Below are 24,114 nucleotides of genomic sequence, written 5' to 3' on the forward strand. Positions count from 1 at the left end.
TCTAGGGCTGCCCTAGTGCGCGCCGAGGATGTCGACGACGAAGACCAGGGTGTCGTTGCCCTTGATCCCGGCCTGCGGCAGGCCCTTCGCGCCGTACCCCATCGCCGGCGGAACGACCAGCAGGACCCGGCTGCCCACCTTGCGGCCGAGCAGACCGTCGTCCCAGCCCCTCACGACCTGGCCCGTGCCGATGGTCGTGGCATACGGACGGCCGCCGCTCCAGGACGAGTCGAAGACCTTGCCGTCCCGCCAGAACAAGCCCACGTACTGCAAGGCCAGCAACTGCCCCTTGCGCACCTCGGGCCCGGTGCCTTCGACAAGGACCTTCATCGCCAGCTTCTTCGGCGCGGTTACGCGCGGCACGGTCACCGTGGGCGCCTTGCCCGCAGCACCCTGCACCTTCGGCAGCTTCGGGTCGTCCAGCGGCTGCTCGCGGCCCTGCGCCCCGGCGGTCGAGGGATAGACCGCCCGGACGTCGAGAACGTAGACCAGCGAGTCGCCGGCGCCGACCTGGTGCTGGGCGTCACCCTTGGTCCCGTAACCGTCCTTCGGCGGGATCTTGGCCGCGACGCGGCCGCCGGCCCGGCTGCCCTCCAGCGCCTTGTCCAGCCCCTTCACGAGCTGCCCCACGGGGAACGCCCCGGGCTGACCGGCCATGTAGGTGTTGGCGAGGAGCTTGTAGCCGCCGTCGCTCCACCGGTAGCCGACATAGTCCGCGACCACCAGGTCACCCTTGCGCGCCGCGGCGCCCTTGCCCTTCTCCAGGACCTTGACCGCCAGCTCGTCGCCCGGCTTGTCCTTGGGGAACGAGACATCCGGCCGCTGCCCCACATCGCCCTTGACCGCGACCTGGATGTCGCCGATGTCATCGCCGAAGAGCGAGCAGCCGGTGAGCAGCAGGGGCATGATCAGGACGGCCGCCGCCAAACGGCGGAGACCGGTGGGACGACGGCGCATACGGGTCCTTCGGGGTGCAGGTCCTTGCGGGTGAGCCTGGGGGTGGTGAGCCCGACAGGCGCTCACCTTACCCCCTGGTCACATCCCGGACCGGTCACATCCCGGCGATGAGCTTGTCCACCCTCTCGTCGACGGATCGGAACGGGTCCTTGCACAGGACGGTGCGCTGGGCCTGGTCGTTGAGCTTGAGGTGGACCCAGTCAACGGTGAAGTCGCGGCGCTTCTCCTGCGCCTTGCGAATGAACTCACCGCGCAGCCGCGCCCGGGTGGTCTGCGGCGGCACCGACTTGGCCTCGAAAATCTCCAGATCCTTGGCCACCCGTTCCACCGAGCCGCGCTTTTCCAGCAGGTAATACAGGCCACGTTCGCGGTGCACATCGTGGTAGGCCAGATCCAGCTGAGCCACCCGCGGCGAGGACAACGGCAGATCGTACTTGCGCCGGTAACGCTCGATCAGCTGATACTTGGTCACCCAGTCGATCTCCCGCGCGACCAGATCCAGATCACCGGTCTCCACCGCGCGCAGCGTCCGCTCCCACAGCTCCAGCACCCGCATCGCGACCTCATCGCCACCACGCCGGTCGACAAAATCCTTGGCCTTGCCGAAATACTCCTTCTGAATCTCCAGCGAGCTGGCCTCACGGCCGTTGGCCAGCCGCACCTTACGGCGACCGGTCATGTCATGACTCACCTCACGGATCGCCCGGATGGGGTTTTCGAGGGTGAGGTCGCGCATCACCACGCCGGCCTCGATCATCCGCAACACCAGGTCGGTCGCGCCGACCTTCAGCAACATCGTGGTCTCACTCATGTTGGAGTCACCGACGATCACGTGCAGTCGCCGGAACCGCTCGGCGTCGGCATGCGGCTCATCGCGGGTGTTGATGATCGGCCGGGACCGGGTGGTGGCCGACGACACGCCCTCCCAGATGTGCTCGGCGCGCTGCGACACGCAGTAAACAGCGCCGCGAGGTGTCTGCAGCACCTTGCCGGCCCCACAGATGATCTGCCGGGTGACGAGATAGGGGATCAGCACGTCGGCCAGACGGCCGAACTCACCGTGCCGTCCGACTAGGTAGTTCTCGTGGCAGCCGTAGGAGTTACCGGCCGAGTCGGTGTTGTTTTTGAACAGGTAGATGTCGCCTGCGATGCCCTCCTCGCGGAGCCGCCGCTCAGCGTCGACCAGCAGCCCCTCCAGGATCCGCTCGCCCGCCTTGTCATGCGTCACCAGATCGATGACGCTGTCACATTCAGGCGTGGCGTACTCGGGGTGGCTACCCACATCCAGATACAACCGCGCACCGTTACGAAGGAACACATTGCTGCTACGACCCCACGACACCACCCGCCGGAACAGATAACGGGCCACCTCATCCGGTGACAACCGCCGCTGACCGCGGAAGGTGCAAGTGACGCCGTACTCGTTCTCAAGCCCGAAGATGCGCCTGTCCACACCCAGACCCTATGCGGCCAGGCGTCGACTTGGCAGTCTCTGAAGCCTCTGGTTTCGCAGGGCTATCCGGCTCACGAAGCCGGAGCCTTTACAATGTAGATCATTAGCGGAGACGGCGAACCCGCCGTGACCTCGCACAACGCGATCACGACGGGTTCGGCACGCGGATGACGCCCAGGATGCGGATGACGCCCAGAATCAGGAGGCGTCCTCGCCGAGAAGGCTCTCGATCCGGGCCGCCGGCAACCGCCTGAACAGGCGGTGCTCACGGTTGCGGTCCAGCACCGCGACCTCAAGGGACTTGGCCTCCAGATGCCGGTCGGAGTCCTGCGCCTCCAGCGACTGCACCGCCGCCTTGAGCGCCTCCGCCAGCGACATGCCCTCCTGGAAACGATCCTTCAACGCCTGCGCCACCGCCTCGGCCTGGCCCCCCATCGCCACATAGCCGTGCTCGTCCGCCACCGAGCCGTCAAACGTCAACCGGTAGATCTGGTCGGTGGCCGCCTCCGCGCCCACCTCAGCCACCACCAGCTCCACCTCATACGGCTTGTTGGTCTCGGTGAAGATCGTGCCCAGCGACTGCGCGTACACATTGGCCAGACCCCGCGCCGTCACGTCACGCCGGTCGTACTGATAGCCGTTCACATCGGCGTACCGCACCCCGCCCAGCCGCAGGTTCTCGAACTCGTTGTACTTGCCGACCGCCGCGAACGCGATGCGGTCGTAGATCTCGCTGATCTTGTGCAGCGCCCGGGACGGATTGTCGGCCACGAACAGGATGCCGTCGTCGTACTGCAGCACGACCACACTGCGGCCGCGCGCGATCCCCTTGCGCGCGTAGTCCGCCTTGTCCTTCATCTGCTGTTCGGGCGACACGTAGAACGGCATGGACACCGGTCTGGATCCCTTCTATCGCAGCGGGGCGGTCGGACCGCCCGGCGAGTCGTAACGCCCGTCGACGACGGCCTGCGCCATGGCGCCGACCTCGTCCTCACCGAGCCTGCGGTACCCGTCGGCCGTCACCGACGCGACCACCGGGAAGATCCGGCGCGTCAGATCCGGGCCGCCGGTCGCCGAATCGTCGTCGGCCGCGTCGTACAGGGCCTGCACACAGGCCAGCGCCGCGTCCTCCTCCGGCAGCTCAGGCAGGTAGAGCTTCTTCAATGCGCCGCGCGCGAACACCGAACCGGACCCGATCGAGTAGAAGTCGCGCTCCTCATACCGGCCCCCGGCCGGATCGTAAGAGAAGATGCGCCCGGTGTCGCGCTCCTCGTCATATCCAGCGAACAGCGGCACCACAGCCAGGCCCTGCATCGCCATGGCCAGGTTGCCCCGCACCATGGTCGCCAGCCGGTTGGCCTTACCTTCCAACGAGAGCGTCCGGCCCTCCATCTTCTCGTAATGCTCCAGCTCGACCTGGAACAACCGCACGATCTCGATCCCGATCCCCGCCGTGCCGGCGATCGCGATCGCCGAGAACTCGTCCGCCCGGAACACCTTCTCGATGTCCCGCTGGGCGATCACATTCCCCGCGGTCGCGCGCCGGTCTCCCGCCATCACCACCCCGCCGGGGAAGCTCACGGCCACGATCGTCGTGCCGTGCGGGATATCGTCCCCCACCGGGGACACCGGAGGCGTCCGCCGCCCGGGCAACATCTCCGGGGAGTACGCCCCCAGGAAATCCGTGAACGAGGACGTGCCCGGGTTAATGAACAGCCCCGGCAGACGTCCGGTGTGCGATTCGTGGGACGCCACGCGACTCCTTCCCTCCACCATGGCGCCGGCTCCCCCTGAGAGCTCACCGGCGCGAACGCCTATGACCCTACTGTTCCAACGACGGCCGCCGCATACCTCGTGATCCTTACCGTAGTCAGCCGAGGGCGAACCCCGCCGAGACCGGTCCCTTCACCAGGCGGCAAGCACGCCATCCGGGCTTCGATCGCGGCGGGGAACCTCCACCGCCTCAGCTCTGGGACCCTTCGAAGCCACTCAGGCCCGTCTCACTGCCCGATCCACGGCCAGAAGAGACCGCCGCCGCACGGCGGCCCGGCCTCCTCCGACCCGTCAGCCTGTTCTTCCTGAAGAGCAAGCGCCGCTCCACCGGCTGGCACTGCCCCCGACCCACCTCCGGGGCCGTGGACGACAGCCTCTTCCCGTCATCGCTGGCGACCTGCCGACCACCCGTTCTCTCCAGATAGTCCGCAGCCCGGCGCAACGTGACCGGATCGTCCCTGAGCTGTCCCATCCCCGTGTTGCACTCCGGGCAGAGCAGCCCTCGCACTTCCCCTGTCTCATGACAGTGATCGACATGAATGGCAGGTGCCGACAGGCAGATGGGGCACTCATCCCCCGGTTGCAGCCCGAGCCTGATCACATCCCTGGGGCTGAGACGATGCCGCGCGATCGCCCGCGCGCTGACACGATTAACCCAGAACCCCCAGAGCTGCAGAGTACGGTACGACTCTTCATCGACCGGCTCCCATTGGAAGCCCTTGGGGTGCCGTTCCAGATACGCCGCGGCCGCACGCATGCGACGCGAGTCGTCTCCGAATTGGCCGAGTGCGCCATTACAGCTGAAGCACAACAGCCCACGGACCTTTCCCGTCTTGTGGTCGTGGTCCACATGCTTTGCGGCGCTACTGAGGCAGATGGCACATAGGCCGCCCTGTTGGGCGGCCATCCGCTCCACGTCCTGTTCAGTGATGCCGTAGCGCAGCTTGAGGAGATAGTTGCGCTCGCTGCCATGGGTGCGCTGTTTGATCTCTGACATGACGGCTGTGTGGCAGGGGCGGCAATAGGCCGTGAGCCCTGACTTCTTAGACCGATTGCGTCCGAAATCTTCCAGAGGCTTGGTCTCCTGGCACTGCGGGCAGTACTTCATGCCCTCCGGCACTGCCGAGTGCCTGCGATAGGGCCTCGCCTTCTTGCCCTGCTTCGCCTGGCCTCCTCGGTAGTAGCCGGCGTTACGAAGCCCGAAACATTCCTTGCAGTAAAGCGCAAGGCCGTCGGGAGAGGCCTTGCGCTTCCAGAACTCTGTGACGGGCTTGAGCTCGCCGCAGTCCCGACATTTTTTGGATGTCATGGCGGGGAGATTACCGTTTATCCACGCCTGGTGTGACTGTATGAAGTTAGGTGGTCACGTTATGACAATAACTCCGCTCCGGGCTTTATGTCCGTTTTGCGGCTATTGTCCTCCCTTTTGGACATATGACCGGATAAATTCCTCTGCGTTCTCTTCGAGAACTTCGTCTATTTCGTCCAGAATGGCGTCTACGTCGTCGGTGAGCTTGTCCTGGCGTTCCTGGACGTCACCTTCGGTCGCGGCCTGGGTCTCCTCGACCTCTTCGGTGCGCCGCGTGGTCTGCTTCTGACCGCCGCTGTCCTTCGTGGCCATCCCGTACCTCCACTCTGCCGGTGCCCCCAACCCTATCTCCGATCATCGGAGACGAGCGGACATCGCCGTCCGTTTCGCCTCCACGACAGCGCGGGGGCTTGCTGGGGTTATCGCCGGTCCGAAGATCGCTGAAACGGGCAAACCAGTCACGAACGGGGGACGACGAGCGCCCCGCGTCAGCTCTGGCCGGTGAGATCAGCTCTGGCCGGTGAGAGTCGCGACGAGGTCCGCGGCGGTACGGCAGCGGTCCAGGAGGGGCCCCACGTGCTGCTTGGTGCCGCGCAGGGGCTCCAGGGTGGGCACTCGCTGCAACGACTCCCGGCCGGGCACGTCGAAGATCACCGAATCCCACGAGGCGGCGGCCACCGAGTCGGCGTACTGGCGCAGGCACCGGCCGCGGAAATAGGCCCTGGTGTCCTCTGGCGGGTCCTCGATGGCGGAGTCGACCTGCGGCTCGGTGACGATCCGTTCGATGCGGTCGCGGGCCACCAGGCGGTTGTAGAGCCCCTTGTCGGCACGGACGTCGGAGTACTGCAGGTCGACCAGCTGCAGGCGCGGGTGCGACCAGTCGAGCCCGTCGCGGCTGCGGTAGCCCTCCAGCAGCTCCAGCTTGGCCACCCAGTCCAGTTCCCGGGAGAGCTGCATGGGGTCGTCACCGAGGCGGTGCAGGACCGACTCCCAGCGGTCGAGGACGTCCTTGGTCATCTCGTCGACGTCGGCGCCGAAGCGGTCCTCGACGTACTTGCGCGACTGCTCCAGGTACTCCATCTGCAGTTGAACGGCGGTCATCTTGCGGCCGTCACGCAGTGTGAGGAGATGCTTGCAGGTGGGGTCGTGCGAGACCGCGCGCAGGCCGGCCACCGGCATGTCGACCGACAGGTCCACGGTGAGGAAGGAGTCCTCGATCATGGCCAGGACCAGGGCGGTGGTGCCGAGCTTGAGGTAGGTCGACACCTCGCTCATGTTGGCGTCGCCGATGATCACGTGGAGCCGGCGGTATTTCTCCGGGTCGGCGTGCGGTTCGTCGCGCGTGTTGATGATCGGGCGCTTGAGCGTGGTCTCCAGGCCGACCTCGACCTCGAAGAAGTCGGCGCGCTGGCTGATCTGGAAGCCGTCGCCGCGGCCGTCCACGCCGATGCCGACGCGTCCGGCGCCCGTCACGACCTGGCGGGAGACGAAGAAGGGGGTCAGATGGCGGACGACGTCGGCGAACGGCGTCTCCCGCTTCATGAGGTAGTTCTCGTGGCAGCCGTACGAGGCGCCCTTGTTGTCGGTGTTGTTCTTGTAGAGCTGGATGGGGTGGGTGCCGGGCACCATCGCGGCGCGCGCGGCGGCGTCGGCCATCACCCGCTCCCCTGCCTTGTCCCAGATCACCGCGTCGAGGGGGTTGGTGCACTCGGGCGCGGAGTATTCGGGATGTGCGTGGTCGACGTAGAGCCGGGCGCCGTTGGTGAGGATGACGTTGGCCAGGCCAAGGTCCTCGTCGGTGAGCTGGGTGGGGTCGGCCACCTCACGTGCCAGGTCGAACCCGCGCGCGTCGCGCAACGGGTTTTCCTCCTCGAAGTCCCAGCGGGCCCTTCGCGCCCGTGCTGCTGATGCCGCGAGGTACGCGTTGACGACCTGGGAGGAGGTCACCATCGCGTTGGCCCCTGGCTGACCGGGTACGGAGATGCCGTACTCGGTCTCGATGCCCATCACCCGCCGAACACTCATATCGTCGAGCCTATCGGGGCGGAGAGGGTGGAGCCATGGGGCTCCACTCCGCGTTGCGGCGGTGTCGCCGCCGGTGGCGGCCGTACCTCCGATTCGTTGGTGTACGGCGTGTCGGCCCGCTGGATCGTCCGGTGAGGCGCCTGAACGGCGCGTGCGGCGCGACCGGGATCACCCATGATGACCGTCACAGTCCGGCAACGAAACGCAGCCTTGGAGCGAAATACGGCCGGCGATGGAACACGGCGGTCACCAGGGGGTGACCGCCGTGTTCCTCACGAACCATGTGGGGCGATTGCTTACAGGTACTGGCCGGTGTTAGCCACCGTGTCGATCGAACGGCCGGCTTCGGCGCCCTTGGTACCGGAGACGAGCGTGCGGATGTAGACGATCCGTTCGCCCTTCTTGCCGGAGATGCGCGCCCAGTCGTCCGGGTTGGTGGTGTTGGGCAGGTCTTCGTTCTCGCTGAATTCGTCGACGCAGGCGGCGAGCAGGTGCGCCACGCGCATGCCCTTCTGTCCTGTGTCGAGGAACTGTTTGATGGCCATCTTCTTGGCCCGGTCGACGATGTTCTGGATCATCGCTCCGGAGTTGAAGTCCTTGAAGTAGAGGACTTCCTTGTCACCGTTGGCGTAGGTGACTTCCAGGAAGCGGTTTTCCTCGCTTTCGGTGTACATCCGTTCGACGACCCGCTGGATCATGGCGTCCACGGTGGCGTCCGCGGAACCGCCGTTCTCCTTGACGTCGTCGGGGTGCAGTGGCAGCCCTTCGAGGATGTACTTGGAGAAGATGTCCTTGGCCGCCTCGGCGTCCGGACGCTCGATCTTGATTTTGACGTCCAGCCGGCCGGGCCGCAGGATCGCCGGGTCGATCATGTCCTCCCGGTTGGAGGCACCGATGACGATCACGTTCTCCAGGCCTTCGACACCGTCGATCTCGCTCAGCAGCTGCGGGACGATGGTGTTCTCGACGTCGGAGGAGACGCCGGAGCCGCGGGTCCGGAAGATCGAGTCCATCTCGTCGAAGAACACGATCACGGGAGTGCCGGCGGAGGCCTTTTCACGGGCCCGCTGGAAGACCAGGCGGATGTGCCGCTCGGTCTCACCGACGTACTTGTTGAGCAGCTCGGGGCCCTTGATGTTGAGGAAGAAGCTCTTGCCCTCGGCGCCGGTCTGCTCGGCGACCTTCTTGGCCAGCGAGTTGGCGACCGCTTTGGCGATGAGCGTCTTGCCGCAGCCGGGCGGGCCGTACAGCAGTACGCCCTTGGGTGGGCGCAGCTGGTGCTCGCGGAACAGGTCCGCGTGCAGGTACGGCAGCTCGACCGCGTCCCTGATCATCTCGATCTGCGAGCCGAGCCCGCCGATCTCGTTGTAGGAGATGTCGGGGACCTCTTCGAGGACCAGTTCCTCGACCTCGGCCTTGTGGATCTTCTCGTAGGCGTATCCGGACCTGGTTTCGAGCATCAGCGAGTCGCCCGCCCGGAGGGGGACGCCGCGCAGCGGCTCGGCCAGCTTGATCACGCGCTCCTCGTCGGCGTGCGCGATCACCAGGGCCCGTTCGCCGTCGTCGAAGAGTTCCTTGAGCATGACGACTTCGCCCTGCTCTTCGAACTCCAAGGCTTCGACGATGTTGAGCGCCTCGTTGAGCATGACCTCTTGGCCACGCTGCAGTTCGTCGACGTCCACGGCCGGGCTGACGTTGACCCGCAGTTTGCGGCCCCCGGTGAAGATGTCGACCGTTCCATCGTCCCGGGCTTCCAAGAAGACCCCGAAGCCTGATGGCGGTTGGGCGAGCCTGTCGACCTCCTCCTTGAGCGCCACGATCTGCTCGCGAGCCTCTTTGAGGGTCGCTACGAGACGCTCGTTCTGACCCGTTACGGCAGCCAGGTTGGCCTGTGCCTCATGGAGTCGTTCTTCTAGAACACGTACTTGGCGCGGGGATTCCGCGAGCTTGCGGCGCAGCACGGAGATCTCCTCCTCCAGGAAGGACACCTGCGTTTGGAGGTCCCTAACCTCCTTGTCGTGCTGCGCCCTGCGCGCCCCAGCATCGTCACGAGCGGCCACGCCCCGTCACCTCCTCACGAAGAGAGCCGACGACCTACTGAGACCCTACCTATCTGGCGGGCATCCGTAACCTGCCGCTTCGGTTCTCCTGTGCTTCACGCCCGTCGTGGGCGGCCCGGAATAGCCCGTTCCAACGCGGGAGAGAATCCGCCGACACGTCCGGCAGACCATGAAATTCCCGGCTTTCACGGGCCAAGCCAAGCAAAGTTTGCTGATTACGGCCCTACCGGAAGGGGCCCTTCGGGCCCCGGGCGCGGTTTGTGAATTCCCTGTTACGCGGGGGCCGGCGACCGCCGGGGCCTCCCTGGCCGGGCATCCGGCCGTCACGAAAATGTGATCTACGCCTCGGTGGCGTCGGGCGCGTCGGCCTCGGCGTAGGCGCCCTTCGCGGGCCGGCGGCGGCGCAACGGCGGGGTGACGCCGTCGGCCAGCCTGCGGGCGGTCACCAGGAAGCCGGTGTGCCCCACCATGCGGTGGTCGGGCCGGACGGCCAGGCCCTCGACGTGCCACGAGCGGAGCATCGTCTCGAACGCGTACGGCTCGGCGAACGCGCCGTGCTCGCGGAGCCCCTCCACGACCCGCGACATCTGCGTCGTGGTGGCGACGTAGGCACAGATCATCCCGCCGGGGATCAGGGCCTTGGCGACGGCGTCCAGGCACTCCCAGGGGGCGAGCATGTCCAGCACGACCCGGTCGACCTCTGTCTCGGCGAGGGAGTCCTCCAGTGAGCCGACGGTCAGCTTCCACGCCGGGTGCGGACCGCCGAAGAACTTTTCGACGTTGCCCTTGGCGACCCCGGCGAAGTCCGCGCGCCGCTCGTAGGACGAGACCATGCCGCGCTCGCCCACCGCGCGCAGCAGGAAGCAGGTCAGCGCGCCCGAGCCGGCGCCCGCCTCGACGACGCGGGCGCCGGGGAAGATGTCGGCCATCGCGACGATCTGGCCGGCGTCCTTGGGGTAGACCACGGCCGCGCCGCGCGGCATGCGGACCGCGAAGTCGGCCAGCAGGGGCCGGAACGCGAGGTACTCGGTGCCGCCGCTGGAGCGGAACACCGTGCCCTCGGGGCTGCCGATGATCTCCTCGTGCGGGATCGAGCCCTTGTGCGAGTGGTAGACCTTGCCGGGCTGGAGGGTGATCGTGTTGATCCGGCCCTTGGGGTCGGTGAGCTGAACCTGGTCGCCGGCTCGGAAGGGGCCGTGGGGGATGCGGCCGTACGAATCCTGGGCGGACGGGTCGTGGGGGTGGAGATCGTGACCGCCGGCTTCGGGGGTCGGCGTGGGTTCGCTCATAACGTTCAAGGCTATCGGCGGAAAGCCCCCGTTCAGACCGCCCGGAGCGGCCGGTCAAGGCTGGCCGCGGGCGGCCTCAGATCCCGGCGAAGGCGCGGTCGACGTCGGCCACCGCGAGCACCCCGTAGACCCGGCCGTCAGGCTCGACGAGCAGGTATTCCGAGGCGGGGGCGCGGCGGAGCGCGACGATCAGTTCCTCGCCGGTGAGGTCGGCGGAGAGGGACAGGTCCGGGTCCAGCCCCCGCGACAGCTCCCCCACTTCGATCCAGGGGCGGCGGTGCTCGGGCGTGGCGGTCACGGCCTTCTCGTTCACCAGGCCGAGCGGGCGCTCCTCGTGGTCGACGATCACGAGGGCGCCGGACCGGTCCTCCTGGGCGCGGCGCACCGCCTCCGCCAGCGGCACGTCCGCCGTCACCAGGGTGGCGCGGCGGGCCAGCCGGCGGGCGTCGAGCAGCGGGATGCGGTCGCGTACCTTCTCGGCCCGGATGGCCTGGGTGGCGCCGACCCAGATGAACGAGGCGACCAGGGCCGACCAGAGCAGGGCCAGCCAGCCGAACCCGCCGCCGCCCGCGGCGGGCCGGGTGGCGAGTATCGCGCCGGCGAGCAGGGTGAGCAGCGCGACACCGCGCCCGACCCAGCCGGCGAAGATCGCGCCGTTGCGGCTCTGGCCGGTGGCCTTCCAGACCGCGGCCCGTACGAGCCGGCCGCCGTCCAGCGGCAGGCCCGGCAGCAGGTTGAACACGCCGACGAGCAGGTTGGCGAAGGTGAGCGCGTCGACGAGCAGCACGGCGACGCCGGAGAGCGGCAGCACCAGATGCGCCAGCAGGCCGAGGCCGGCGAGCACGAGGTTGACCAGCGGCCCGGCGAACGCGATCAGGAACTCCCGGCCGGGCGTGGGCGCCTCGCGTTCGATGGAGGTCTCGCCGCCGAGGATGTGCAGGGTGACCGAGCGCACGGGCAGGCCGAGCGCGCGGGCGGTCACGGCGTGGCTCAGCTCGTGGACGAACACCGACGCGTACAGCAGGACCGCGTAGGCGAACGCGACCACGAAGCTCCCGGGACGCCCGATGACGCCGGTCTTCAGCACCTGGTTCTCGAACATGATGGTGACGACCACCGCGACGAGGAACCAGCTGGGGGACACGTACACGGGGACGCCGAACGGGCGTCCCATGAAAAGACCCGGCCCGCCCCGTCCGGGACCGGCGCCCGCTGGATCACCGCCGGGTGCGGTCTTGCCTTCGGTCGGGGGTGCGCTCTCTGTCACGACCACGATGCTACGCGGCTACGGGATTTCGTCGGTGGCGTCCCCTAGGGTGCTGGGCATGACGACCACCGAGGCCGCAGGCTCGCCGGGCGCCGCACCGGAGACTGGGGCGACCGACGGCCCCCAGGTGATCGGCTCCCTGTCCCCCTCCCGGGCGGGCGATTTCATGACCTGCCCGCTGCTGTACCGCTTCCGGGTGATCGACCGGATCCCGGAGAAGCCGAGCCCTGCCGCGGTGCGCGGCACGCTGGTGCACGCGGTGCTCGAACGGCTTTACGATCTGCCCAGGGAGCAGCGCACGCCGCCTGCCGCCCTGGACCTGCTGGCTCCGCAGTGGGAGCGGTTGCAGGCCGAGGAGCCGGAGCTGGCGCGCCTCTTCACCGCGGCCGCCGAGGACGACGCGGCAGACACGGACGGCCAAACCGACCAAGGCGGCCAGGCTGATCAAGGTGGCCAGGCCGTTCAGGATGACACGGTCAGCCGGGACGGCGCGGCGGTCGAGCGGGAGTGGTTCGAGCAGGCCCGGCAGATGGTCGAGCGCTACTTCACGCTCGAAGACCCGCGCCGCCTGGAGCCCGCCGAGCGGGAGCTGTTCGTCGAGACCGTGCTGGCCTCGGGGCTCAAGCTGCGCGGTTACATCGACCGGGTCGACGTCGCCCCGAGCGGCGAGGTGCGGATCGTCGACTACAAGACCGGCACCGCCCCGCGCGCCGATTTCGAGGCGCGGGCGCTGTTCCAGATGAAGTTCTACGCCCTGGTGTTGTGGCGGCTGCAGGGCAGGGTGCCGCGGCTGCTCCAGTTGATGTACCTCGGCAACGGCGAAGTCCTGCGTTATGAGCCCGATGAGGCCGACCTGCGGGCGACCGAGCGCAAGGTCGAGGCGCTGTGGGCGGCGATCCGGCGGGCGATGGAGACCGGCGAGTGGCGCCACCGCACCAGCCGCCTGTGCGACTGGTGCGATCACAAGGAGCGCTGCCCGGGCTGGGGTGGCACGCCTCCGCCGCTGCCGGATCTGTCCGCCGCGCACGGAGCGGCGCCGGCCGCCCGCCCCTCCCCCGCGGATCTGGAGGTCTCGGCGTACGGGCGCGGCGACGACCTGTGACTTCACCTGCTGGCCGACCTGCGGTGATGTCCTACTCATCCTTGCGGATGAGCTGAGATCCGCGTCCAGGAGGGCTCACCACCTGGAACGACCTCCTAGGGTGATAATCGTGTCACCCCGCATCCATGGCCTCGCGGCCTTCCGCGCCTGGCTTCAGTCACGCCCGCAGGCGGCTGACGCCGTACTGGCGCTGTCCCTGTTGCTCATGGGGTTCCTCCAGCTCTTCATCGAGGACCCCCCGGCCGAGCTGAAGCCGTACTACGGGAACACGGATGCCACCCATGTGGTGCTGGTCATCGCCATCACCATGTTGATCACTTTCCGGCAGCGCTATCCGATGACGGTGTTGTGCCTCATCGTGGCCGGCCAGTTCTGGATCACGTTCGGGCAGTACCCGGCGACGGTCCCGGACGTGGTCGCGTTCCTGCTGGCGATCTACAGCGTCGCCGCGCACCGGGGCCTGGCGCACAGCGCGCTGGGCGGGCTGCTGGCCCTGGTCTCGTTCAACACGATGCTGCTCATGTTTCCGGTCGATGTGGGCGTCATCACCTACCTGATGGACAACGCGCTGGTCATCGGCGTCTGGGTGCTCGGCCGCAACCTGCGGCTCCGGCGCGCCTACTTCGCCGAGCTGGAGGACCGCGCCGCCCGGCTCGAGCGAGCGCGCGGCACCGACGCGCGGGCGGCCAGGGTCGAGGAACGCTCCAGGATCGCGCGTGAGCTGCACGACGTCGTCGCCCACCATGTCAGTGTGATGACGGTCCAGGCGGGCGCCGCGCGGCGCATCCTCGACCGGAACCCGGGCAGTGCCCGTGAGGCCATGACGACCATCGAGGAGGTCGGCCGGACGGCTCTGAGCGAGATGCGCCGCATCGTGGGGGTGCTGCGCACCGACCGCGACCCTGAGCGGGCGGGCGGTGAGCTCGCGCCCCAGCCGGGTCTGGGCGACCTCGGTGAGCTGCTCGACCATGTGCGGGAGACAGGCCTGTCTGTGCAGCTGTGGATCGAGGGCGAGGCGCGCACTCCCTCGCCGGGCGTGGACGTCGCCGCGTTCCGGCTGATCCAGGAGGCGCTCACCAATACGCTCAAGCATGCCGGTCCACAGGCGCGCGCCTGGGTCCGGCTGTACTACACCGACGACGACCTGACCGTGGAGATCGAGGACGACGGGCGTGGCACCGCGACGATCATGGCTGACAACGGGGACAATCCCGGGCATGGCCTGGTCGGCATGTACGAGCGCGTCGCCCTGTACGGCGGCGAGCTCCGGATCGGGCCTCGGGTCGGCGGCGGTTTCGGCGTGCGGGCCCGGTTCCCCCTGGAGGCATGAGTTGACAACGAGCGGAGCAAGGGTCATGAGCTGGTCGAGCGGAGCAAGGTCATGAGTACGGTGCGGGTTCTGCTCGTGGACGACCAGCCGCTGCTGCGGACCGGATTCCGGCTGATCCTGGAGGCGGAGGGCGATCTCGCGGTCGTCGGCGAGGCGGGCGACGGCGCGGCGGCGGTCGAGATGACGCGGTCGCTGCTGCCGGACGTGGTGCTGATGGACATCCGCATGCCGGGCGTGGACGGGATCGAGGCGACGCGGCGGATCATCCGCGAGGGCGCCGCGTCGCACGATCCGAAGGTGCTGATCCTCACCACGTTCGACCTGGACGAGTATGTGATCGAGGCGGTGCGGGCCGGGGCGAGCGGGTTCCTGCTCAAGGACTCGCCGCCGGAGGACCTGGTGCAGGCCATCCGCATCGTGGCGGCCGGCGACGCCATCGTGGCGCCGAGCGTGACCCGCCGGCTGCTGGACAAGTTCGCCACCCGGCTTCCCGCGGTCCGCGATTCCTCTCCGCCACCCGGTCTCGACACCCTGACCGAACGCGAGCGAGAGGTGCTGTCGCACGTGGCGCGGGGGCTGTCGAACGCCGAGATCGCCGCGGAGCTGGTGGTCAGCGAGACGACGGTGAAGACGCATGTGGGCAACGTCCTGGCCAAGCTGGGGCTGCGCGACCGGGTGCAGGCCGTGGTGTACGCCTACGAAACGGGGATGAGCCGGCCTGGCCAGAGCTGAGTTCCCGCTTTCTCCTCCGGAAGGCCCCTGACTGAAGATGGTCCGTCTCTCCCCCGGGAGGACGAGGGCGGGGGTACCCCTCCCCCCAAGGGTGGAGTGCGAAGTCCGTTCCCTGGGTGCATCCCAGGAGCCTCGCTGGCTCCTACTGTTCTGTGTCATGGATCGCACCGGGGGAACGCGCGGTCTTGAAAGATCCTGAGAACCGTTCCGTTCCAGGTTCCATCCGCACTCAGCTTCCGCAGACAGGGGAATTCACGTGACGAACACCGCCCCATCCACCGCTGACGCGCACTCCGCGCCCGGGGCGGGCGATTTCGCCGCACGGGCACATCAGATCGCCAAGGTGTACGGCTCCGGCGACGCCCAGGTCATCGCCCTCGACGGCGTGACCGTCGGCATCCCCCGCGGCCGCTTCACCGCGATCATGGGCCCCTCGGGGTCCGGCAAGTCCACGCTCATGCACTGCATGGCGGGGCTGGACTCGGTGGACTCGGGTCAGGTCTTCATCGGCGACACCGACTTGACCCGGCTCAAGGACAAGCAGCTCACCCGCCTGCGCCGCGACAAGGTCGGCTTCATCTTCCAGGCGTTCAACCTGGTGCCGACGCTGACCGCGCTGGAGAACATCACGCTGCCGATGGACATCGCCGGCCGCAAGTACGACAAGCAGTGGCTGGACACGGTCATCGACACCGTCGGCCTGCGGCCGCGCCTCAAGCACCGCCCGAGTGAGCTGTCGGGCGGCCAGCAGCAGCGCGTCGCGTGCGCCCGCGCCCTCGCCGCCCGTCCCGAGATCATCTTCGCCGATGAGCCGACCGGCAACCTGGACTCGCGTTCGGGTGCCGAGGTGCTGGGCTTCCTGCGGGACTCGGTGCGGAAGATGGGCCAGACCATCGTCATGGTCACCCACGACCCGAACGCGGCCGCCTACGCCGACCAGGTGCTGTTCCTGACCGACGGCCAGATCGTCGACACGATGGCCGACCCGACGGCCGAGCGTGTGCTGGAGCGCATGAAGGGCTTCGATCAGCCGGGGGTCAAGGCCTGATGATGGCCAAGGTGACGCTCCGCAATCTCGCGGCGCACAAGATCCGCCTCGTCCTCACCGCGGTCGCGGTGATCCTCGGCGTGGCGTTCGTGTCGGGCACGCTCATCTTCACCGACACGATGAACAAGCAGTTCGACGACCTCTTCAACCGGGTCGGCAAGGGCGTGGCCGTCGATGTGCGCGCCAAGAAGCTCACCGACGACTTCGAGGACGACGGCCTGTCGGCTCAGCCCGTCCCGGCGTCGGTCATGGAGCGGATCCGCGCGATCCCCGGCGTCAAGGACGTCCAGGGCAACGTCTCCGGCTACGCGGCGGTCGTCGGGAAGAACGGCAAGATCGTCGGCACCGAGCAGGATGGGCCGCCCCAGTTCGGCGTCAACTGGACCGCGAGCGGCGACTACGACATGAAGGAGGGCCGGGCGCCGGCCGGTCCCGCCGAGGTCGCCATCGACGCCAAGACGGCCGAGAAGGGCAAGCTGAAGATCGGTGACACCGCCAAGGTCGTGATCCAGGGGCCGCCGCAGCAGCTGAAGGTCGTCGGCCTGATCGACACCGGCAATCTGATGGGCGCCACGGTCACCGCGTTCGACACCGCGACCGCGCAGCGGCTGCTGCTCAAGCCGGGGTTCTACAACGACATCCAGATGGGCACGTCGGGCCCGGGTGAGACCGAGCTGCGCGACAGCGTCGCCAAGGTCCTGCCCGCGAACCTGGAGGCGATCACCGGGACCAAGCTCCGCGAGGACGCCAAGAGCGACGTCGCCACGATCATGAACTTCTTCCGGACGTTCCTGCTCGTGTTCGCCTTCATCTCGATCTTCGTCGGCGCGTTCATCATCTTCAACACCTTCTCCATGCTGGTCGCCCAGCGCACCCGGGAGCTGGCGCTGCTGCGCGCCATCGGCGCGGGGCGCTCGCAGGTGACCCGGGCCGTCATCGGCGAGGCGATCGCGGTCGGCTTCATCGGGTCGTCGATCGGTCTGGTGGCCGGTGCGGGACTGGCGCTGATGTTGCAGGGCTTCATGATGCAGGACAGCGCGTCCGGGCTGGTCTTCACCGCGTCACCGGTGATCTGGTCGTACGTCGTGGGCATCGTCGTCACGGTCGTCTCGGCGTACTTCCCGGCCCGCCGTGCGGCGAAGATCCCGCCGGTCGCCGCGATGCGCGACGACGTGGCGCTGCCGCAGCGCTCGCTGCGGATCAGGATCGCGCTGGGCTCCACGCTGACGCTGCTCGGCGCCGCGCTCATCGCGCTCGGCCTGTTCGGCGGCGGGAGCAACCCGGTGGTCCCGGTCGGGGCCGGCGCCCTGCTGGTGTTCATCGGCGTGGCGATGCTCGCTCCGGTGATCAGTGTGCCGGTGGTGCGGCTGCTCGGCGCGCCGTTCGCCCGCCTCATGGGCATGCCGGGCCGCCTCGCCCAGCAGAACGCGCTGCGCAACCCGCGGCGCACCGCCGCGACCGCCGCCGCGCTGATGATCGGCCTGGCCCTCATCACCGCGGTGAACGTGATGGGCGCCTCCATGAGCGCCTCGGTGGAGTCGCAGGTCGACAAGCAGTTCGGCGCCGACTACGTGGTCGAGCCGACCGGCGCGGGCGGCACGGACACCTCCGCCGTCACCAAGATCGCCGCGGCCCCGGGTGTCGACAGCGCCTCGCCGTTCTACTCGGGCAACGCCAAGATCAACGGTAAGCGCGCCTTCTATGTGGCGGGTGATGTGAAGGTCCTCGCCGAGGGCGTCCGGCTGAAGATGGTCACCGGCGGCACCGACCTCGGCCAGGACGGCATGCTCATCGACGAGGACACCGCCAAGGACAACAAGTGGGCGGTCGGCTCGACGATCGCGACGGCGTTCCCCGACGGCAAGACGCAGCAGCTCCGCGTCATGGGCGTCTACGAGAAGAACCAGATGCTCGGGCCGCGCGTCATCGCACAGCCGGTCTACATGGCCCACACGGCCAAGCCGGCCGTCGACGGCATCGTCGTCAACGCGAAGAACACCGACGCCGCGACCAAGCAGGCCATCGAGCGGTCGGTGCAGGACTACCCGAACCTGAAGGTCTCCGACCAGGCGGCGCTCAAGAAGGACGCGCGCAAGCAGGTCGACCAGTTCGTCACCTTCCTCACGATCCTGCTGGTCATGTCGGTCATCATCGCGGCCGTCGGGGTCATCAACACGCTGGCCCTGTCGGTGATCGAACGCACTCGCGAGATCGGCCTGCTGCGGGCGATCGGCGTCAGCCGCCGCCAGCTGCGCCGCATGATCCGGGTCGAGTCGATCGTCATCGCCGTGTTCGGCGCGGCGCTCGGCATCGGCATCGGCATCACGTTCGGTGCCGCGTTGCAGAGCGCGCTGAAGGACCAAGGGCTCACGGTGCTCTCCATCCCGGTCGTCACGCTCGCCGTGTACGTCGCGGTGGCCGCGATCATCGGTGTGCTGGCCGCGCTCTGGCCCGCGTGGCGGGCTGGCCGGATGGACGTCCTGAAGGCCATCTCCACCGAATGATCCATTCCAGCGGATGACGCACTCCACCGGAGAGCGCCCCATCCGGGGGCACGAAAGACACGCCCCGTACGGCCGGCCGGCCGTACGGGGCGTGTCCCTTTTCCAGAACCACTTTCCAGAACCACCGCCGGGAACCACCGCCTGAACCGCCGCCTGGAACCGCCGTCTAGAACTGCCGGACGCGCGGGTCGAGGAACGAGTACGCGATGTCGACCAGCAGGTTGGCCACCACCACGCACAGCGCGACGGCGAGGACGATCCCGAGGATGACCGGCGCGTCCCCCACGGTGATGGACTGGACGACGAGCTGGCCGATGCCCTGCAGGCCGAACACCTTCTCGGTGACGATGGTCGAGCCGATGAGGGCGCCGATGTCGACGCCGAACTGGGTCACCACCGGCGTCAGGGCCGCCCGGAGGCCGTGCTTGTAGACGACTCGCCGTTCCGGAAGGCCTTTGGAACGGGCGGTGCGGATGTAGTCCTCACCGAGCACGTCGAGCATCGCGCCGCGTGTCAGCCGCGTGTAGCCGGCCATCAGGAGGAAGGCCAGCGCGAACCATGGCAGGGTCATCCGCTTCCAGAAGTTCTCCTGCAGCGGCGGCCCCGGTTCGAACAGGTGGATCCCCGCGTCACCGGCCTTGCTGAACAGCACGTACAACATCAGCAAGGCCACCACGAACGCGGGCATCGACAGGCCGGCCAGCACGAACAACGTGGCCAGCCGGTCGACGAGCGACCGCGCCCGGGTGGCGCTCAGCACGCCGGTGAGGACGCCGCCGGCGAGCCACAACACCGACGCGCCCAGCACGAGCACGACCGTCGTCCCCAGCCGCTCGGCGATCATCGAGGTGACCGGGGTGCCGTGGATGTAGGACCGGCCGAGGTCGCCCCCCAGCAGCCGGCCGAGGAACGCGCCGTACTGCACGATGACCGGCTCGTCGAGGCCGAGGTTCGCGCGGATGAGCCGGAGCGTCTCGGTGGTGGCGCGCGGTCCGCCGATCACCCGTTCGGGCTTGCCCGCCGCGACGAAGACAAGGAAGAACACCACGGTGGACACCAGCCAGAGCACGACGATCCCGAACAGCGAACGCCGCACGATGAACCGGATCATCCCTTCGCCGCCTTCGTAGCCTTCACCGTTTTGGTCGCCTTCGCCGCTTTGGACGGCTTCTGGGAACGTCGCGCGTTCAGCAGCCGTTCGGTGCGCGGATCGAACGCGTCGCGGACGCCGTCACCGAGGATGTTGAACGCGAACGTCGTCGCCAGCAGCAGCCCCGCCGGAACCAGCAGATACCACCACGCGGTCTGGTAGTACTCCTGCGCCTCGTTGAGCATGCCGCCCCAGCTGGGTGTGGACGGGTCGACGCCAGCGCCGAGGAACGACAGCGTCGCCTCGAACGTGATGGCCTGCGGGACGAGGAGCGAGGCGAGCACGGTCACCGGCGCGACCAGGTTGGGCAGGACGTCCACGACCATGATCCGCGGCGTGCTCGCGCCGAGCGACCGGGCGGCCTCGATGTACTCCTTCTCCTTGATGGACATCACCTGGCCGCGGACCACCCGCGCCATGGCGGCGAACATGAAGAAGGCGATCACGACGATGGTCAGCGGCACGCTCGCGCCGAACGTCACCGCGATCACGATGGCGACCAGGAGATAGGGGAACGACAACACCACGTCCATGCCGCGTGCGAGCACCGCGTCGGCCCAGCCGCCCAGGAAGCCCGACAGCACCCCGGTCACCACGCCGAAGAAGGTCGCCAGCGCGGTCGCGGCGAGCCCCACCAGCAGTGAGATCCGCGCGCCGTAGGCGGCCCGCACCAGCACGTCCCGGCCGATCGAGTCGGCTCCCAGCCAGAACTCCCCCGACGGCCCGGCCGGCAGGCCGCTCTCGTCCAGCCCCGTCCTCGGATAGGTGGAGTGATGGGTGTGGCCGGTCCACGCCGCCCACAGCGGCGCGGTCAGCGCGAACACCATCATCAGCGCGATGACGCCGATGGAGATCATGGCGAGCCGGTCCGCGCGCAGCCGCGCCAGCGCCAGCGACCACGGGCTGCGGCACTGGATCTCGCGGGTGGGGGAAGACGTGTCCATCAATGTGTGTGATGTGACTCTGTGTGATGTGACTCTTAGGAAGCTAGCCGGACCTTAGCGTAATCATAGGCCTGGATGGTCGGGATGAAGTGAGGGTTGCGAACGCGGCGCGAGTGGAAGATGGGGAAGTTCGGGCTGAGGAACGGCACCACCGCCGCGTCGGCCATGATGAGCCGGTCGGCGGCGTGCCACAGCGCCGCGGCCTTCGCCGGCTGCTCGGTCTGGAGCGCCTCGTCGATGAGCTTGTTGACCTCGGCGTTGTCGTAGCCGCCGTAGTTGGTCGAGTTCGGCCCGTAGGTCCTGCCGTCGAAGATCGGCTGGATCACCGACCGGCCGTTGTTGCCGTACCAGTCGGGGCTCCAGTTCGGCACGGCGACGTCCCAGCGCCCCTCACGGGCGGCGGACGGTGTCACCAGGGTGCTGCTGTAGAAGGTGCCGTTGCCGTCGGCGATGAGATGCGCGGTGATGCCACAGGCAGCCAGGTTGGACTGCACCGACTGGGCGACCTTCGGGTTGTTGCCGCTCATCCGGTACGGGAAACGCAGGGTGAGCCCGCCGGCGCGGCCCGCGGCGGCGAGCAGGCTCCGGCACTTGGCCGCGTCTCCCCTGCCGCCGGGCGTCGGGTACGGGTCGTGCCTGCGGTGGCCGGCGTTGCCCGGCGGGATCACCTGGTTCAACGGCTCGGCCACGTCGGGGCCACCGTAGATCTTCACCAGGGCCGACTTGTCGACGGCGTACGTGATCGCCTGCCGTACCCGCCTGTCCGCGAGGGCGCGGTTGTTGTTGGGGCTCTGCAGGTTGAAGACGAGGAACGGGCTGAGGCTCGGGGAACGCCGGATCGCGAAGCGCGGGTCGCGGGCCGCCTTGAGCCGGTTGATCGCCGCGACGGGCACCGGCGAGTCCCAGGCGAGGTCGGCGGTGCCCTGTTCGAGTTGCTGCTGCACGCCGTCCGGGGTGTCCTGCCCGAGGGTGATCTGGATCCGGTCGACGTGGGCGGGACGGAGCGGGTCGGCGGCGGCCCGCCAGGCCGGGTTGCGGTCCAGGACGATCGTCGTGCCGGGCGTGTAACGGGTGATCTGGTACGGGCCGTTCGAGATGGTGTTGCGGCGGAATTCGGCCCCGTCGGGAACGTACCGGTCGTACTCCCGCGGCGCGGCCGTCGCGAACTGCAGGCCCAGCAGGTCGAGCATGTCGCCGGCCGGGCGGTCGAGGCGCACGACGAGGGTCTTGGCGTCCTTGGCCTTCAGACCGGCGATGTCGTGGCTGTTCTGGAAGTCGGCCATCGCCCTGGCGTCCCTGCCGTCGACCTTCGCGTAGGCGTCGCAGTAGGCCTCCATGCCCGTGATGGTCGATCGGTAGTACCCCTGCCCACCCGACGGCGAGGCGGGGTTGCAGAGCCGCTTCAGGCCGCGGACATAGTCGCCGGCGGTCACTTCGCGCGGCGGCCGCGTGTTCCAGGTGACGCCGTCGCGCAAGGTGATGGTGTAGGTCCTGCCGTCGGCGCTGATCCCGCCGTTCCGCCGCGTCGGCAGCTCGCGCGCGACGTCGGGCTGGAGGGGGATCGTCTCCTCGAACGTGTTGGACGACCTGGTGAGGAACAGCGGCCGGGCGAACATCCGGCTCAGCGAGAGCGAGGCGAACGTGTAACCGCTCGCCGGGTCGATATGGTCCGGATCCGCGGCGCCCACGATCCTCAGCGTGCCGCCCCCGCCCGCCAGGTCGCCGCCCGCCTCACCGTCACAGGCGGCGAGCGCCCCCGCGAGCAGCGTCGCCAGCACGATCGTCACGGCTGCCGGACAGTCCCGCGCGGCCATCCCGTAACCCCGCACCACGCGCCCCTCCCGTATGACCGCGAGTCGTACCCACAGCCGACCTTGCAGGGCCCAGGCCCGCACCGCTCCATCCTGTACAGATTGTGACCGGAGCATGACTTAAGGTATACCGTAAATCCAAAACGGCCCGTGCGGAGCAACTCCGCACGGGCCGGTCATCTGCCGCCGGGAGGCGGTCTGGGTGTGCTGTGGGTGTGCCGGCTGTCAGTCCTTGCCGACGGGAGCGTCCGCCGTGCCGGGGGCCGCGCCCGGGGCGACCGCGGCCTTGGCCACCAGGTCGGTGGCGCTGACCGTGGTGTTCTCCGGGAAGTGGCACGCCGCCATGTGTCCCGGGCTGAGCTCCTGCAGCGGCGGCTCGACCTGCTTGCAGATCTCCTGCGCCTTCCAGCAACGGGTGTGGAAACGGCAGGCGGGCGGGGGGTCGAGCGGGCTCGGCACGTCGCCCTGCAGCCGGATCCGGTCCCGGCCCTCGCGCTTGCTCGGGTCCGGGATCGGCACCGCCGACAGCAGCGCGTTGGTGTACGGGTGCATCGGCCGCTCGTACAGGTCCGCCCGGTCGGCGATCTCGACGAGCTTGCCGAGGTACATGACCGCGACCCGGTCGGAGATGTGCCGCACCACCGACAGGTCGTGCGCGATCACGACGTAGGTGAGGTCGAGCTCGTCCTGCAGGTCCTCCAGCAGGTTGACGACCTGCGCCTGGACCGACACGTCGAGGGCCGACACCGGCTCGTCGGCGACGATCAGCTTGGGCCGCAGCGCGAGCGTGCGGGCGATGCCGATGCGCTGCCGCTGGCCGCCGGAGAACTCGTGGGGATAGCGGTTGTAGTGCTCGGGGCTGAGCCCGACCATCTCCAGCAGCTCCTGCACCGCCGCCTTCTGCCCCTGCTTCGGCTGCTCACCCTGCAGCCGGAACGCGGCGCCGACGATGCTGCCGACGGTCTGCCGCGGGTTCAGCGACGAGTACGGATCCTGGAAGATCATCTGGATGTCGCGGCGGAGGGGCCGCATGTCCCGCTGGGACATGTGGGTGATGTCGTGCCCCTCGAAGGTGATCTTCCCGAAGCTGGGCTCCAGCAGCCGCATGATCATGCGGCCGGTGGTGGTCTTGCCGCAGCCGGACTCGCCCACCAGGCCGAGCGTCTCGCCCTTGCGCACGGAGAAGGACACGCCGTCGACGGCCTTCACCGCGCCGACCTGGCGCTTGAAGACGATGCCCTGGGTGACCGGGAAGTGCTTGCCGAGGTCCTCGACCTCCAGCAGCGTCTCCCCCCGGCGCCCGGTGCCCTTGGCCGGCGCGGCGGCCTCGGCCACCCCGGCCGCGGCCACGCCGGCGGCG

General features: G+C 68.5%; 19 protein-coding genes. 5 read left to right on the forward strand and 14 right to left on the reverse strand.

The window, feature by feature from the left end; all coding sequences use genetic code 11:
• Nucleotides 1-12: 12 nt before the first annotated feature.
• The 10 genes from ACH34W_RS11780 to ACH34W_RS11825 all read right to left on the reverse strand — a co-directional run bounded on the left by ACH34W_RS11780 (nucleotide 13) and on the right by ACH34W_RS11825 (nucleotide 12,133).
• Nucleotides 13-957 (reverse strand): FKBP-type peptidyl-prolyl cis-trans isomerase, encoded by a 945-nt coding sequence (locus ACH34W_RS11780; RefSeq protein ID WP_395960833.1) that lies wholly within the window; start codon nucleotides 955-957, stop codon nucleotides 13-15.
• A 94-nt stretch (nucleotides 958-1,051) separates the two neighbouring features.
• Nucleotides 1,052-2,410: a Pup--protein ligase gene (pafA, locus tag ACH34W_RS11785; RefSeq protein ID WP_395960834.1), complete on the reverse strand. Its 1,359-nt coding sequence runs from the start codon at nucleotides 2,408-2,410 to the stop codon at nucleotides 1,052-1,054.
• A 198-nt stretch (nucleotides 2,411-2,608) separates the two neighbouring features.
• Nucleotides 2,609-3,298, reverse strand: a complete 690-nt coding sequence (gene prcA, locus ACH34W_RS11790) for a proteasome subunit alpha (RefSeq protein WP_395961175.1) — start codon at nucleotides 3,296-3,298, stop codon at nucleotides 2,609-2,611.
• Nucleotides 3,299-3,319: 21 nt separating this feature from the next.
• On the reverse strand, nucleotides 3,320-4,165 hold the full coding sequence (gene prcB / locus ACH34W_RS11795; RefSeq protein ID WP_395960835.1) for a proteasome subunit beta: 846 nt from the start codon (nucleotides 4,163-4,165) through the stop codon (nucleotides 3,320-3,322).
• Nucleotides 4,166-4,373: 208 nt separating this feature from the next.
• Nucleotides 4,374-5,492, reverse strand: a complete 1,119-nt coding sequence (locus ACH34W_RS11800) for an endonuclease VII domain-containing protein (RefSeq protein WP_395960836.1) — start codon at nucleotides 5,490-5,492, stop codon at nucleotides 4,374-4,376.
• 102 nt (nucleotides 5,493-5,594) lie between these two features.
• Nucleotides 5,595-5,804, reverse strand: a complete 210-nt coding sequence (locus ACH34W_RS11805) for a ubiquitin-like protein Pup (protein WP_395960837.1) — start codon at nucleotides 5,802-5,804, stop codon at nucleotides 5,595-5,597.
• A gap of 195 nt (nucleotides 5,805-5,999) precedes the next feature.
• The gene (gene dop, locus ACH34W_RS11810; protein ID WP_395960838.1) at nucleotides 6,000-7,517 is read right to left on the reverse strand and encodes a depupylase/deamidase Dop; all 1,518 of its coding nucleotides are present in this window, start codon (nucleotides 7,515-7,517) and stop codon (nucleotides 6,000-6,002) included.
• Nucleotides 7,518-7,813: 296 nt separating this feature from the next.
• Nucleotides 7,814-9,577 (reverse strand): proteasome ATPase, encoded by a 1,764-nt coding sequence (arc, locus tag ACH34W_RS11815; protein ID WP_395960839.1) that lies wholly within the window; start codon nucleotides 9,575-9,577, stop codon nucleotides 7,814-7,816.
• 338 nt (nucleotides 9,578-9,915) lie between these two features.
• Nucleotides 9,916-10,866, reverse strand: coding sequence for a tRNA (adenine-N1)-methyltransferase (locus tag ACH34W_RS11820; protein ID WP_395960840.1), 951 nt, complete (start codon nucleotides 10,864-10,866; stop codon nucleotides 9,916-9,918).
• 76 nt (nucleotides 10,867-10,942) lie between these two features.
• Nucleotides 10,943-12,133, reverse strand: coding sequence for a site-2 protease family protein (locus tag ACH34W_RS11825; RefSeq protein WP_395960841.1), 1,191 nt, complete (start codon nucleotides 12,131-12,133; stop codon nucleotides 10,943-10,945).
• Between the two features lie 58 nt (nucleotides 12,134-12,191).
• Between ACH34W_RS11825 and ACH34W_RS11830 the strand changes: the two genes are divergently transcribed.
• The 5 genes from ACH34W_RS11830 (at nucleotide 12,192) to ACH34W_RS11850 (ending at nucleotide 18,849) form a co-directional block, all read left to right on the forward strand.
• A complete protein-coding gene (locus tag ACH34W_RS11830) occupies nucleotides 12,192-13,235 on the forward strand; it encodes a RecB family exonuclease (protein ID WP_395960842.1) in 1,044 nt (347 codons plus the stop codon).
• Between the two features lie 109 nt (nucleotides 13,236-13,344).
• Complete coding sequence (locus tag ACH34W_RS11835) at nucleotides 13,345-14,565, forward strand: sensor histidine kinase (protein WP_395960843.1); 1,221 nt, start codon at nucleotides 13,345-13,347, stop codon at nucleotides 14,563-14,565.
• A gap of 51 nt (nucleotides 14,566-14,616) precedes the next feature.
• Nucleotides 14,617-15,297, forward strand: coding sequence for a response regulator (locus ACH34W_RS11840; protein ID WP_395960844.1), 681 nt, complete (start codon nucleotides 14,617-14,619; stop codon nucleotides 15,295-15,297).
• Nucleotides 15,298-15,553: 256 nt separating this feature from the next.
• Nucleotides 15,554-16,345 carry an ABC transporter ATP-binding protein gene (locus ACH34W_RS11845; RefSeq protein WP_395960845.1) on the forward strand — a complete coding sequence of 264 codons (792 nt, stop codon included), beginning with the start codon at nucleotides 15,554-15,556 and terminating at the stop codon, nucleotides 16,343-16,345.
• Nucleotides 16,346-16,347: 2 nt separating this feature from the next.
• On the forward strand, nucleotides 16,348-18,849 hold the full coding sequence (locus ACH34W_RS11850) for an ABC transporter permease (protein WP_395961176.1): 2,502 nt from the start codon (nucleotides 16,348-16,350) through the stop codon (nucleotides 18,847-18,849).
• Between the two features lie 166 nt (nucleotides 18,850-19,015).
• On the opposite strand, the gene ACH34W_RS11855 is transcribed toward ACH34W_RS11850, so the two are convergent.
• The 4 genes from ACH34W_RS11855 to ACH34W_RS11870 all read right to left on the reverse strand — a co-directional run bounded on the left by ACH34W_RS11855 (nucleotide 19,016) and on the right by ACH34W_RS11870 (nucleotide 24,104).
• The gene (locus tag ACH34W_RS11855) at nucleotides 19,016-19,960 is read right to left on the reverse strand and encodes an ABC transporter permease (protein WP_395960846.1); all 945 of its coding nucleotides are present in this window, start codon (nucleotides 19,958-19,960) and stop codon (nucleotides 19,016-19,018) included.
• On the reverse strand, nucleotides 19,957-20,943 hold the full coding sequence (locus tag ACH34W_RS11860; protein WP_395960847.1) for an ABC transporter permease: 987 nt from the start codon (nucleotides 20,941-20,943) through the stop codon (nucleotides 19,957-19,959). The genes ACH34W_RS11855 and ACH34W_RS11860 overlap by 4 nt, the downstream gene beginning before the upstream one ends.
• 35 nt (nucleotides 20,944-20,978) lie before the next feature.
• On the reverse strand, nucleotides 20,979-22,838 hold the full coding sequence (locus tag ACH34W_RS11865; RefSeq protein WP_395960848.1) for an ABC transporter substrate-binding protein: 1,860 nt from the start codon (nucleotides 22,836-22,838) through the stop codon (nucleotides 20,979-20,981).
• 141 nt (nucleotides 22,839-22,979) lie between these two features.
• Nucleotides 22,980-24,104 (reverse strand): ABC transporter ATP-binding protein, encoded by a 1,125-nt coding sequence (locus tag ACH34W_RS11870; RefSeq protein WP_395961177.1) that lies wholly within the window; start codon nucleotides 24,102-24,104, stop codon nucleotides 22,980-22,982.
• Nucleotides 24,105-24,114: the final 10 nt, after the last annotated feature.

It is taken from the genome of Actinomadura sp. 6N118 (assembly GCF_044326415.1).
Taxonomy (GTDB): domain Bacteria; phylum Actinomycetota; class Actinomycetes; order Streptosporangiales; family Streptosporangiaceae; genus Spirillospora.